The sequence below is a fragment of the Prochlorococcus sp. MIT 0604 genome, from assembly GCF_000757845.1.
In the GTDB taxonomy this organism is placed as follows: Bacteria; Cyanobacteriota; Cyanobacteriia; order PCC-6307; family Cyanobiaceae; genus Prochlorococcus_A.
The window spans coordinates 1766531-1780061 of record NZ_CP007753.1 but is presented as its reverse complement, the minus strand read 5'-3'; the positions used below and the strand labels follow the sequence as shown (position 1 = coordinate 1780061).

The following is a 13531-nucleotide window of genomic DNA, read 5'->3' as shown; positions in this document are numbered from 1 at the left end:
AAGTTTGCGCAGAAAACAATATGTGAAAAAAATTTTTTATTTGTTTAATAGTTTTTTCTTTATTCTAAAATTTTAAATTTATTTAACAAATAAAATTATTTATTATGTATTTTTCAACAAATTATGCTTGTTTTTAATTGATTTCCACAGACACTATTTTTTTTGGATTTTAATATCCTAAAATTTTAGTTATATCTTTTAATGAAGGTTCAATGTTTTTCCTGAAAATAGCATCATTGTTTTTTATGGCACAATCAGGATCTTTTAAGCCATTTCCAGTAAGAACACAAACAATAGTTGATTCTTTTTGAATTCTATTTTTATTTTTAATCAGTCCAGCAACTGATGCTGCACTGGCGGGTTCACAAAAGACTCCTTCTTTGGCAAGAATTTTATAAGCATTGACTATTTCTTCATCTGTCACTGATTGAAAGTCTCCTTTGCTCTCTTTTTTTACTTTTTTTGCTTTTTCTCTATTTACAGGGTTCCCAATTCTTATTGCAGTTGCAATTGTCTCTGGATCCTTAACTATTATATTTTTTACTAATGGAGCAGAGCCTTCGGACTGAAAACCCATCATAATTGGTAATTTGAAATTTCTTCTTATTTTTGAATATTCTTTAAATCCCATCCAATAAGCAGTTATATTTCCTGCATTTCCCATTGGAATACAAAGCCAATCAGGAGCAAAACCTAAATCATCAACTATTTCAAAAGCTGCTGTCTTTTGTCCTTCTATTCGATATGGATTAACTGAATTAACAAGTTCTATAGGATGTTCTGAGGATAAATCCCTAACTATTTCAAGAGCCTTATCAAAGTTTCCATTAATAGATATTATCTCAGCTCCATACATTAATGCTTGTGCAAGCTTTCCTTGTGCAACAAATCCTTCTGGGATTAGAACATAAGGTTTTAACCCTCCTCTAGAAGCATATGCAGCTGCAGCTGCAGAAGTGTTTCCAGTACTTGCACAAATTACAGCCTCACGACCTTCTTCTTTTGCCTTGCTAATTGCCATAGTCATACCACGATCTTTAAAAGATCCTGTTGGATTAAGGCCATCATATTTTAAGAAAACTTTTGCTCCATTTCCAATTAAGTTGCTAATTGACTCGCTGAAAATAAGTGGTGTGTTTCCTTCATTGAGAGAAATAATAGGAGTTTGCTTTGTGACTGGGAGATATTGTTTATAAGCCTCTATTAAACCAGGCCACCTTTTTTTTCTGTAATTAGTACGTAGTTTATTTTTAATTTTATTTAATAACTCCATGGCTGTTTAATTTGTTTTGATTTTTTCTAAAGGAGAATTGGTGAAAAAGGTTAATAATTCTGAAATTGATTCTACTTTATTCATAACTTTGCTCAAAGCACTGACATCTAAAATTACAGTTTTAGTTGGATATCCTTCAAAAAAATTTATCAGATTTATTTTCCCATTTCCTATGTTAATTCCTTGAATTACGCTTGCTCTAAGCGCCAGCATACCTGTTCTTTCATCATTTGCTCTTGGGGGGTGAATAATCGATGAAAGTCTAGTTAAAAAAACATTTCCTATTTCTGAATATACTAATTTGCTTGCAATCGTAATAGGAACCTCAAAATCTTTATTTAAAACATCTCTAATTTCTTTATCGGGAGCCCCGGTTGCTCTTAAAATTTTCTTTAATTTACTTGTTGATTTACCTTCTTTAGCAAAACTTTTTAGAGAATTTACTTTAATTGTTCTTGAAAATATGCTGTATGTGATTTTAATTTCTTCAGCAGCATTAGCTTTTGGAAGATTAAAAAGTAATGGATAACTTATTAAAAGAAAAAAGATTTTTAATATTAAAAATTTACTAAACTTCATTTAGATATTTGCACCAGCGGCAATCTTAACAAGTCTTACAACTCCTTTTTCAGTTACTTTTTTTGCAATTTTTATGCCCATTTCTTTTGTATAAGGCTCATTTATAAGTCTCGGAACCCTTTTTAGAAACATGTCAATTGAATAACCAGGTACTTTTTGTAAAATATCTAAAAAGTTTCTCAATGGCTCTACATACATTATAAGATCACTTAAGTTGTTATTTTCGTTAATAGTATTTAACTTTATTGATTGTGGAAGATAGTTATTCAGACTTTTTAATATCTTAAGATTAATTAAATCTATTTGATTTGTTAAACCTTCAACTATTTCATTTCTGAGAAATCCTCCTTTTGAAGAAAAGAGAAGATTTATCACTTCGTCTAAAAGTTTTTCTAAATCGAGATTTGTTTGTTTTGCAGCGTTAGAAAGCAAATCTTCTAAACGGTCCCATTTGAATGTTTTATTATCAAAGAGCATTTCTTTAAGGCTCTCTCTTAATTGTGGATCAGGGTCTTCCATTAATCTTCTTGCAAAATATGGATAAGCTGCGCCTAATATTTTGAAGTTTGGATCTACGCTTAAAGCTATTCCTTCTAATGTAAGTAATGACCGAATTATAAGTGCATAATACGGAGGCAGTCTGAAAGGGAATTTATACATAACACCAGACATATCATCTGTAACGCTTTTGAAATCCATTTTCGAAACTCCTTGTTCAACAGCATTAATGAAAACATCTTGAAATGCAGGAACAATAGGTTCTAGGTTAACTTCTTCTGATAAAAATCCTAATTTTACGAAATCTTGAGATAATTTATCGAAGTTTTTATTTACCAAATGTACTACTGCTTGAATTAATCCTGATCTAGATTCTCTGGAAACTTCGCTCATCATTCCAAAGTCTAGATAACATAATCTTCCATCTTTTAAAGCTAATAAATTACCTGGATGTGGGTCTGCATGAAAAAAACCATGTTCTAAAAGTTGTTCTAAACTGCACTGCACCCCTATATCAATCATTTCATCAGGATTAATTCCTAATTTTTTTACGTCCTCTAAATTTGTTAATTTTGTACCGTCTATCCATTGCATTGTTAAAACTCTTCTTGAAGTTATTGTTTTGTAAATTTTTGGTACGGCAATCATTTTATTATGTTTATGCATATCTCTAAATTTTTCTGCATTTGCAGCTTCGTTTAAATAATCCATCTCTTCAAATACTCTTTTACCTAATTCATCAATCAAAGCAACAAGATCACTTCTTATTAATCCAATATTGTTTTTTAGCCAATAAGCAATATTTCTTACTATGTAAAGATCTAGAGTTATTTGTTCTCTTAAGCCTGGTCTTTGTACTTTTACTGCAACGATATCTTCATTTTTTAATTTAGCTTTATGAACTTGCCCTAGAGAAGCAGCAGAAATTGGTTCTTTATCAATTTCTAAAAAAATCTCATCTATTTTAGATCCTAAATCTTCTTCAATTAATTCCATTGCCTTATCGCCATCAAACCCAGGTAGTTGATCTTGTAATTCAGATAATTCTTCTAGAAGAATCCCTGGAATTATATCTGGTCTTGTTGATAAAGCTTGACCTGCTTTAACGAATGCAGGTCCAAGTTCTACTAACAAATTTGTTAATTCTCTTGCTCTAAATCTTGCTTGTGTTTCATTATTTAATCTTCTAGTCAATTTATCCCACCCGATGGAAAAGATGTAGGCAAAAATAGGTATGAGTGTTTGCCAAAGTCTTTTTAAAAGTCTTTTAGGATTTTTTTTGTAAATTCTAGAAATTGTATCTGGATCGTAATTTAAGAGTCCAGATACTTCAATAAAATCTGTAAAATCTTCTTTCATAACTTTATATATTTAAAACCTTTATTTTTTTCAAAAAGAAGTTAATTTTTTTATATGGAAGATTTATCATGTTAATAAAATTAAAAATAGAAAATATTGCATTAATTGAAATTATAGAAATTAATTTCGAAAAAGGTTTGAATATCATAACTGGGGATTCAGGTTCAGGAAAATCATTAATTTTGGATTCCCTAAATGCTTTATTTGGTGGAACTAATATACCTCTAAAACATTTAATACGTCCAGGAAAAGATTTTTGCGTTATCGAGGCGATATTTTCTTCTTCTTCCCAAATTAATAATTGGTTAATTAGCAACGGTTTTGAACTAAGTTCATCAGAACTAAAAATTAGAAGAAAATCTTATAAAAAAAATAATAAAATTTTATCCAAATATAGCCTTAATAATTTATCAATTAATAGACTTTCATTAGAAAAACTTGGACGATTTTTAATAGATTTTGCAGGTCAATCTGACACTTTTATCTTTGATTCTTTAGATAAGAGAAGATTAATTATTGATGACTTATGTTCTCAAGAATTAAGAAGCACTAGCGAAAGGATTAAAAGTATATGGGGAGAAAGTGTTGCTTTGAAAGGATTAATGGATGAAAAAATAGAATCTTCTAGAAAACAAGAAGAAAATAACTTGGCGATTAAACAAATGTTAAAGAGTTTAGAAGAAGCTGATTTAAATTCCAGTGAGGAAATTTTAGAATTAGAGTTATCAGAAAATAAACTTGTAAATAATCTAGAAATTAATAACTCAATTAGATCATCCTTAGGAAACCTAAATAATTTCAGTCATGATGAACCATCAGTAACGTCTTTAATTAACCAATCAATAAAATTCTTAAATAAAACAGCAGATTTTGATTTAAAGATTCATAAGTTTAGAGAGAAATTATTAAATATCCATGCTGATGTTGAAGATTTAATTTTTCTTCTACACTCATATTTGCAAGATATAGAAAATTATGAATCTAATCTTCCAGAAATACAAAAAAGATTATTTTTTTTAAAAAACTTGGAGAGAACTTTTTCATTGGATCTACCTCAATTAATTGAAAAACGCGATCAGTTAAAGACGTATTTTCAAAAAAATGATCAAGGTAATGAGATTTGCACTATTAAAGCTGAAATTGAGAATTTACAAAGTAATTTAAATTCTTTATATGTTATTCAATCTACTGAAAGAAAAAAAATTGCTAAACAGTTACAAAGTTTAGTAATGGCGATTTTAAGCAATTTAGGTTTAGAAAATGCAAATTTTTCAATTCAATTTTCCGAATGTAAGCCTTCTGGCGATGGAATTGATAATATAAATTTTTTGTTTTCGGCTAATCCTGATCAGAAGCTCGCTCCATTATCAAATGTTATTTCTGGTGGAGAAATGTCAAGATTTTTGTTAGCTATTAAATCTAGTCTTTCTAAAAAACCAAATACTTTCTTTTTAGACGAAATTGATAACGGTTTAAGTGGTAAATCCCTATTTTCTTTGGTTGAGCTGATAAAACAAATTTCTAAAAATCAACAAGTTTTATGTATTACACATCAGCCTTTCTTAGCTGCAGGAGGATCAACTCATTTTAAAGTTAATAAAAACGTAATTAATGGAATAACCTATACTTCAATTCAAAAACTAATTACAAAAAATCAAAGAAAAAATGAATTAATAGAACTTATCGGCGGAGGTTCTTCTGAAGTAAACGAATATGCTTCTAAACTTCTTGATCGCCCAGCTGCGTAAAAGAGAAAAAATTACACTATAATAACCTATCTAAATCATATATTAGATTTAAGCATGGTTAATAAAATCGATAATAATTTTAGAGAAGATAATTCAATTAATATTAGGGGAGCTCGTCAGCATAATTTAAAGAATATTGATCTTTCTCTACCTAGGAATAAATTTATAGTTTTTACGGGTGTGAGTGGAAGTGGTAAAAGCTCTCTAGCATTTGATACTATTTTTGCTGAAGGTCAAAGAAGATATGTTGAGAGTCTCTCTGCCTACGCGAGGCAATTTTTGGGTCAAGTTGATAAACCAGATGTTGATAATATTGAAGGGTTGTCACCTGCCATTTCAATTGATCAAAAATCTACAAGTCATAATCCTCGGTCAACAGTTGGAACAGTAACAGAGATACAAGATTATCTAAGATTATTGTTTGGTCGTGCTGGGGAGCCTCATTGTCACCATTGCGGGATTCCAATTGCGCCTCAAACAATTGATGAAATGGTTGATCAAATTCTTCTATTACCAGAAGGAACAAGGTACCAATTGTTGGCTCCTGTTGTAAGAGGTAAGAAAGGAACACATACAAAATTAATAAGTGGACTAGCTGCTGAAGGATTCGCTAGGGTAAGAATAAACGGCGAGGTAAGAGAACTTGCTGATAGTATTGAATTAGATAAAAATCAAATTCATAATATAGAGGTAGTAGTTGATAGATTAATTGCAAGAGAAGGAATACAAGAAAGATTAAATGATTCTCTACAAACTTGTCTCAAAAGAGGCGATGGCTTAGCAATAGTAGAAGTTGTTCCAAAAAAAGGGGAAAACTTACCTCCTAATTTAGAGAGAGAAAAACTTTACTCAGAAAATTATGCATGTCCAGTACATGGCTCTATTGTTGAAGAACTTTCTCCTAGATTATTTTCTTTTAATAGCCCATATGGAGCCTGTCCAGATTGTCATGGGATTGGTTATTTAAAAAAATTTACTGCGGATAGAGTTATACCTGATAAAACATTGCCTGTTTATGCTGCAATAGCTCCTTGGAGTGAAAAAGATAATACTTATTACTTCTCTTTACTTTATTCTGTAGGACAAGCTTATGGTTTTGAATTAAAAACTCCTTGGAAAGATTTAAGTGAGTTGCAAAAAAAAGTTCTACTCTTGGGATCAGATAAACCAATACTAATTCAAGCTGATAGCCGTTTTAAAACTTCTAGTGGTTTTGAAAGACCTTTTGAGGGAATATTACCAATATTAGAAAGGCAATTAAATGAAGCCAATGGAGAATCAGTTAAACAAAAATTAGAAAAGTATCTAGAATTAGTTCCCTGTAAGACATGTTCTGGAAAAAGATTAAGACCTGAGGCTTTGGCTGTTAAACTTGGTCCATACAACATCACTGACTTAACTTCTATAAGCGTTTCTGAAACCCTAACTCATGTAGAACGCATCATGGGTTTAGGTAAGTCTAAAAAGGAGAATATATCTTTATCAGAAAAACAAAAGCAGATAGGTGAATTAGTTTTAAAAGAGATTCGTTTACGTTTGAAGTTTTTAATTAATGTTGGTCTAGATTACTTAACTTTAGATAGACCAGCTATGACTTTGTCCGGTGGAGAAGCTCAGCGCATTAGATTAGCTACGCAAATTGGTGCAGGCCTGACGGGTGTTTTATACGTATTAGATGAACCAAGTATTGGCTTACATCAGAGAGACAATGACAGATTATTAGAAACATTAAAAAGCCTAAGAGATCTTGGAAATACCTTAGTTGTTGTTGAACATGACGAAGATACTATGAAATCTGCTGATTATCTAGTAGATATTGGACCAGGGGCAGGTATATATGGTGGGGAAATTATTGCTAAGGGATCATATCAAGATGTACTGAAATCAGAGAGGTCATTAACTGGGGCTTATTTAAGTGGTAGGAAATCGATTCCTACTCCAAAAGAACGCAGATCATCTGTTAAAAAAAGTTTAATCTTAAATAATTGTTCAAAAAATAATTTAAAGAATATATCTGTAGAATTTCCATTAGGACGATTAGTTTCTATAACTGGTGTTAGTGGTAGTGGCAAAAGTACTTTAATAAATGAATTACTGCATCCTGCCTTGTGTCATTCTCTAGGATTAAAAGTCCCTTTTCCTCAAGGCGTTGAAGAGTTAAAGGGTATAAAGGCAATTGATAAGGTTATTGTTATTGATCAATCTCCAATAGGAAGAACTCCAAGGTCAAATCCTGCAACCTATACAGGTGCATTTGATCCTATAAGGCAAATATTTACTGCTACAGTGGAAGCCAAAGCAAGAGGTTATCAAGCTGGTCAATTTAGTTTTAATGTGAAAGGAGGAAGATGCGAGGCTTGCAAAGGTCAGGGAGTTAATGTTATCGAAATGAATTTTTTACCTGATGTATATGTACAATGTGAAGTTTGTAAAGGAGCTCGCTTTAACAGGGAAACTCTTCAAGTTAAATACAAAGGTTTTAATATATCTGACGTTTTGGAGATGACTGTTGAACAAGCCGCAGAAAATTTTTCTGCTATACCCCAAGCTGCTGACAGATTATCCACACTAGTAGATGTCGGCTTAGGATATGTCAAATTAGGCCAACCTGCGCCTACATTGTCTGGCGGAGAGGCTCAAAGAGTTAAGCTAGCTACAGAATTATCTAAAAGGGCTACTGGAAAAACTCTATACTTGATTGATGAACCAACTACAGGTCTTAGTTTTTATGATGTTCATAAATTAATGGATGTGATACAACGTTTGGTAGACAAGGGTAATTCAGTAATTGTTATTGAACATAACTTAGATGTAATTAGATGTTCTGATTGGATCATTGATTTAGGACCTGATGGAGGCGATAAAGGTGGAGAAATTATTGCAGAAGGGATCCCTGAGGATGTAGCGAAACATCCCTTAAGTCATACAGCAAAATATCTTAAAAAGGTTCTAAAATAAGAAAATTCTTGTTGTATTTCTTTGTATTTTAATTATTTCAGCAAAAAGAAATTCTTTTTAAAGTGACTTAATATCAGTCTACAGCAGCTTTTTTAAAATCTTCCGGATTAAAATTTTTAAAATCATAATGCTTTCTTAATATTTCCTTTGGAAATTCATCTTATTTGTATTAATGGCGGTTGATCGGAGGATTTGCAGAATGAGATTTAATTTTTTACATTTACATTTACATGGTCTGATACGCTCTAGGAATCTTGAATTAGGCAGGGATCCAGATACAGGAGGGCAAACACAATACGTTTTAGAGTTAGTCAAAAGTTTGGCTAATACTTCAGAAGTCGATCAAGTAGATTTAGTTACTCGTTTAATCAATGATCCTAAAGTTGACGATGAATATTCTCAAGAAGAAGAATTTGTGGAACCTGGAGTTAAAATTTTAAGATTTAAATTTGGACCTAATAAATATTTAAGAAAGGAATTACTTTGGTCTTATTTAGACGATTTAACTGAAACTCTTATCTCTTACTATAAAAAAAATAAAAAGCCTAATTTTATTCATGCACATTATGCAGATGCTGGTTACGTAGGGGTTAAACTCAGTAAATCCTTGGATGTTCCACTTATTTTTACTGGTCATTCTCTAGGAAGAGAAAAAAAGAGGAAATTGCTTGATACCGGTTTAAACACCAATCAAATAGAAAAGCTTTATTCCATAAGTAAAAGAATTGAGGCAGAAGAAAATGCATTAAAGACAGCAGATATTGTTGTTACAAGCACTAAACAAGAGTCCGTTTATCAATATTCTCAATATTCTTCTTTTTCAATTCACAAAGCTAAAGTGATTCCGCCTGGTGTTGATCATAATAAGTTTCACCATATTCACTCGACAACAGAGACGGCTGAAATTGATATTATGATGAAACCTTTTCTAAAGGATTCTTCTAAACCTCCATTATTGACTATTTCTAGAGCTGTACGAAGAAAAAATATACCTTCTTTGATTGAGGCATATGGAAGATCTGAAAAATTAAAGAGAAAAACTAATTTAATTTTGATTTTGGGTTGCCGTGATAGTGCTTCAAAACTCGACCCTCAACAAAAAGAGGTATTCCATAATATTTTTGAAATGATTGATAAATATAATTTGTACGGAAAAGTCGCTTATCCAAAAAAGCATCTTCCAAGTCAGATCCCTGCTTTATATAGGTGGGCTGCTAGCAGAGGGGGTGTTTTCGTTAATCCGGCTTTAACAGAGCCTTTTGGTTTAACTCTTCTTGAAGCTTCTTCATGTGGATTGCCAATAATATCAACAAATGATGGAGGACCAAAAGAAATTCACTCAAAATGTGAAAATGGACTTTTAGTAGACGTTACTGATATTAATGAGTTGAAAGTTATTCTAGAAAGAGGAATTTTAAATAATAATCAGTGGAAGTTATGGAGCAGAAATGGAATTGAAGGTGTTAATAGGCACTTTAGTTGGAACACTCATGTACGCAATTATTTATCAATACTTACAGAAGAATTTTCAAGGTCAAATAGTTATTCTTCATCGGATATTAAACAGAGTTGCTTAAAAGGAAGTTCTTCACTAATAAAACCCCACTGATCAAATACTTTAGGATCGGGGTGGAGAATTAGTTGATCGTTATGAGTTTTCTTTAGTTTGAAACCTTTTTTAGAAAGTTTTTTCATTAAGTTAGCAGTTTCTTCAAATCTTGATGCCATTGCATCAAGACTTGAGCAGTCACTTGTTAATCCATTATCCTTCCATGTAAAAAAACTCATAACAAATTTTTTAAAGATTGATTTTTAAAACTATACCTAAAATTACAAGTAAAATGTTGATTTTCCAAAAATTTTCAACTATTTTTTGCTCTTTAATTCCTTTAAGTTCAAAATGGTGGTGTATTGGAGACATTAAAAATATGCGTTTACCATTAAAAAAAAATTTTTTTGTAATTTTAAAAAACCCTACTTGAATTATCACTGATAAAGCTTCAATAATAAATATTCCTGAGAAAATTGTTAAGGTAAAAATACTATTAGTTAGTAAAGCTATAGAACCTAGAATTGCACCAATACTTAAAGATCCTGTGTCACCCATAAATATTTTTGCAGGATATCTATTGTACTTGAGAAATCCAAAGCATATGCCTGACATTGAATAACATAAGATACTAAAAACAAACAGTTCCTGCTGTTCTTTCATTAATATTTCTGTTCCTAATCCATAAAAGACCATCCCACTGCATCCAGCTGCTAATCCATCTAGTCCATCAGTCAAATTCACTGAATTACTTATACCAACAAGCACTAAGAAAGAAATGGGCAATATGAAAATATTCATATTTATTCCCCAGGAGTCAGATATTGTTATTAATGGATTAATGAAGTTTTTTTCATAAGCTATCAATATAAAAATTATTGAGATGATACTTTGTAAAAAGAATTTCTCTTTTGGTTTTAATCCTGTATTTTCTTTGTTTTTAATACTTAAATAATCATCTAAAAACCCTGTAATAAAGAAACCAAAAGTAGTAAACAATAAAAGAAACAATTTTAGATAACCTAAATTTATACATATAATCAAAAGAAAAATTAAAAAAGGGATTATCATAAAAAGTCCTCCCATTGTTGGAGTATCACTTTTTTTATACTGAATAGCAGGACCCTCAGTCCTTATATTTTGGAGTAAATTTAATTTTTTGATTATTGTTAGACCATTCTTTGTCGTGAATAAAGAAATGAAAAAAAATGTTGTATAAACTCCTATAAAAATAAAATTGTTAAAAAAAAAGGAGGTTACTGTTAAAGCAAAAGTATTTAATATTAGTAACGATTTAAAGTTAAGTTCTTTAATCTTCCCAATCATCTTCTACGGAAGGGTCTTCTTCAGTCTTATAATCTTCTTTTTCTCCCATTAGTGCTGAAAGTTCTTCTTCTTCTATCGTGCTAATCTCTTGGGAATCCCCGTCTTTTTCAGCGATAAGCCTCCCTGTATTTTCAAGCCAAGATAGCAGATCAGGTTCATCTCTCAGCGGCAAAACAGGAGCAGGATCATCTCTGTGGTAGCAAGTTAAAGCAGGGTTAACCTCAGAAATATTGTCTAATCTAATTTTTAGTTTATTTGAGTCCATTAAATGTGGTGTTCTATATATAAGATAATACATAATGATGCACACGAAAAACTTTGTTTGATAAAGCAAATTTAAAATATTTTTTTATCTGGCTAATTTCATTGTTACTGTCTGGATTATTGAAACTTATTGGAAATTTGATTCCTAATGTTTTAATAATTAATAACTTTCTTCTCTTGTTATTAGTTTTTGGTCCTGCCCTTTTAGTTACAATAATATTAGTTTTTAATAAGTTTTCAAATTCTTAACTACGTCAAAAATTTACATTTATGGAGCAAACTTAGATGCCGCAGGTAAAAAAAGTTGTACTAGCTTATTCTGGAGGAGTAGATACAAGCGTTTGTATTCCATACTTAAAGAATGAATATGGAATTTCAGAAGTTGTTACTTTTGTCGCAAATCTTGGACAAGGCGAGAATTTAGAACTTATAAGGCAAAAAGCTTTAAATTCTGGTGCATCTAAATCAATCGTTGGAAATTTAGTTAATAGTTTTGTTGAGAGATATGCTTTTCCAGCCATTAGAGCAAACGCATTATATTTAGAAAAATATCCTTTATCTACTGCTCTTGCTAGGCCTTTAATTGCTGAAAATCTTGTGAATATTGCTAGAGAAATTAACGCGGATGCAGTGGCTCATGGATGCACTGGTAAAGGGAACGATCAAGTTCGATTTGATTTAGCAATCAATGCTTTAGGTCCTGATTTGAAAATAATTACTCCTGCAAGGGAGTGGAATATGAGTAGGGAGCAGGCAATAGAATATGGAGAAAAATTTGGTATTCCTGCACCAGTATCCAAAAAATCACCATATTCGATAGACGTTAATCTACTTGGAAGGAGTATTGAAGCGGGCATATTAGAAGACCCAATGCAAGAAGCACCTGAAGATATATTCGAGATGACATCATCAATCGATAATTCACCTGATTCTCCTCAAGATATAGAAATTGTTTTTAAAAATGGGTTTCCAGTTGGAATTAATGATGAATTTTTAACTCCAGTAGAGATTATTCAAAAAGCAAATGCCCTTTCAGGTGCTCATGGTTTCGGAAGAATAGATATGATTGAAGATCGAGTAGTAGGAATTAAAAGCAGAGAGATTTACGAAACACCTGGTCTCTTACTTTTAATCAAAGCTCATAAAGAATTAGAGAGTATTACATTAAACCCAGACGTTGTCGACTTTAAAGGAATAGTTGAAAAAAAATGGGGTCAACTAGTCTATCAAGGTTTTTGGTTTGGTCCTCTTAAAGATAGTTTAGATGCATTTATTTCCTCGACTCAAACTTCAGTTAATGGAAGAGTAAAGATTAGACTCCATAAGGGTAACGCAATAGTAATTGGGAGAGTTTCGGAAAATAATTCACTTTACAGGGAAGATTTAGCGACATATACCAAAGATGATGTTTTTAATCATTCTTTAGCAGAGGGGTTTATTTATATGTGGGGTATGTCAAATAAAATATGGGCTGAGTTAAATTCAAAAACAAAAAATTAATACTCAAGTGTCTGAATTTTCTTTGGTTTCAATATCATCTTTACCCGATGTTGAAGTATCTTCGCTTACTATTGGTTGTTTTTCTTTGGATTCAACTTTAGATTCTTGATTTGTTTTATCATCTGCTTGAGTTGAACTCTTAGTAGAAGATCTTGGGGCTGGCAAAGGCCCCTCTTGTTTAACGGTTAGATACCTCATTACATCTTCACTAAGTCTCATTGCCTTTTCAATTTTGAAAATATGTTGTCCATCACCTTGATGACTTAGTTGGACGTAAATACCTTCTCTATGTTTGGATATTTGATAGGCTAACCTTCTTTTACCCCTCATTTGACTATCGAGGATGGTACCGCCAAATTCTTCTAAAAGCTTATTGTATTTATCAATGTGGTTAGTTACTTCATCTTCCGCAATATCTGGGCGGAGGATATACATAGTTTCGTAATAAGATTGTTGATCGTTCATAGTTTCAGACAA

At 31.4% G+C, this 13531-nt stretch carries 11 protein-coding genes; 4 read left to right on the top strand and 7 right to left on the bottom strand.

The annotated features are described in order from the left end of the window. Positions 1-169 precede the first annotated feature (169 nt). From thrC to EW14_RS09710, 3 genes are read right to left on the bottom strand one after another with little or no spacing between them, the layout of a single operon-like run. Entirely contained in the window at positions 170-1273 is a 1104-nt protein-coding gene (gene thrC, locus EW14_RS09720) for a threonine synthase (RefSeq protein ID WP_042851260.1), read from the bottom strand. Between the two features lie 6 nt (positions 1274-1279). Next, positions 1280-1852, bottom strand: coding sequence for an alpha/beta hydrolase (locus EW14_RS09715; RefSeq protein ID WP_042851259.1), 573 nt, complete (start codon positions 1850-1852; stop codon positions 1280-1282). Next, on the bottom strand, positions 1853-3709 hold the full coding sequence (locus tag EW14_RS09710) for an AarF/ABC1/UbiB kinase family protein (RefSeq protein WP_042851258.1): 1857 nt from the start codon (positions 3707-3709) through the stop codon (positions 1853-1855). Between the two features lie 68 nt (positions 3710-3777). On the opposite strand from EW14_RS09710, the gene EW14_RS09705 reads away from it, so the two are divergent. The 3 genes from EW14_RS09705 (at position 3778) to EW14_RS09695 (ending at position 10024) form a co-directional block, all read left to right on the top strand. Further along, positions 3778-5457, top strand: coding sequence for an AAA family ATPase (locus tag EW14_RS09705; protein WP_042851257.1), 1680 nt, complete (start codon positions 3778-3780; stop codon positions 5455-5457). A 54-nt stretch (positions 5458-5511) separates the two neighbouring features. Beyond that, positions 5512-8415: an excinuclease ABC subunit UvrA gene (uvrA, locus tag EW14_RS09700; RefSeq protein WP_042851256.1), complete on the top strand. Its 2904-nt coding sequence runs from the start codon at positions 5512-5514 to the stop codon at positions 8413-8415. Positions 8416-8614: 199 nt separating this feature from the next. Then, the gene (locus tag EW14_RS09695; protein WP_042851255.1) at positions 8615-10024 is read left to right on the top strand and encodes a glycosyltransferase; all 1410 of its coding nucleotides are present in this window, start codon (positions 8615-8617) and stop codon (positions 10022-10024) included. Here EW14_RS09695 and EW14_RS09690 read toward each other — a convergent pair. From EW14_RS09690 to EW14_RS09680, 3 genes are read right to left on the bottom strand one after another with little or no spacing between them, the layout of a single operon-like run. Beyond that, positions 9958-10203, bottom strand: coding sequence for a hypothetical protein (locus tag EW14_RS09690; RefSeq protein ID WP_042851254.1), 246 nt, complete (start codon positions 10201-10203; stop codon positions 9958-9960). The two genes, EW14_RS09695 and EW14_RS09690, sit on opposite strands and share 67 nt — an antisense overlap. Before the next feature lie 10 nt (positions 10204-10213). Further along, the gene (gene mraY / locus EW14_RS09685; protein ID WP_042851253.1) at positions 10214-11290 is read right to left on the bottom strand and encodes a phospho-N-acetylmuramoyl-pentapeptide-transferase; all 1077 of its coding nucleotides are present in this window, start codon (positions 11288-11290) and stop codon (positions 10214-10216) included. Beyond that, on the bottom strand, positions 11274-11555 hold the full coding sequence (locus EW14_RS09680) for a DUF3134 family protein (protein ID WP_042851398.1): 282 nt from the start codon (positions 11553-11555) through the stop codon (positions 11274-11276). Before EW14_RS09680 ends, mraY begins: the two co-directional genes overlap by 17 nt. A gap of 284 nt (positions 11556-11839) precedes the next feature. Here EW14_RS09680 and EW14_RS09670 point away from each other — a divergent pair, with 284 nt between their 5' ends. Then, positions 11840-13054, top strand: a complete 1215-nt coding sequence (locus tag EW14_RS09670) for an argininosuccinate synthase (protein ID WP_042851251.1) — start codon at positions 11840-11842, stop codon at positions 13052-13054. A gap of 3 nt (positions 13055-13057) precedes the next feature. Here EW14_RS09670 and rpsF read toward each other — a convergent pair whose 3' ends face one another. Next, positions 13058-13519, bottom strand: a complete 462-nt coding sequence (gene rpsF, locus EW14_RS09665; RefSeq protein WP_042851249.1) for a 30S ribosomal protein S6 — start codon at positions 13517-13519, stop codon at positions 13058-13060. Positions 13520-13531: the final 12 nt, after the last annotated feature.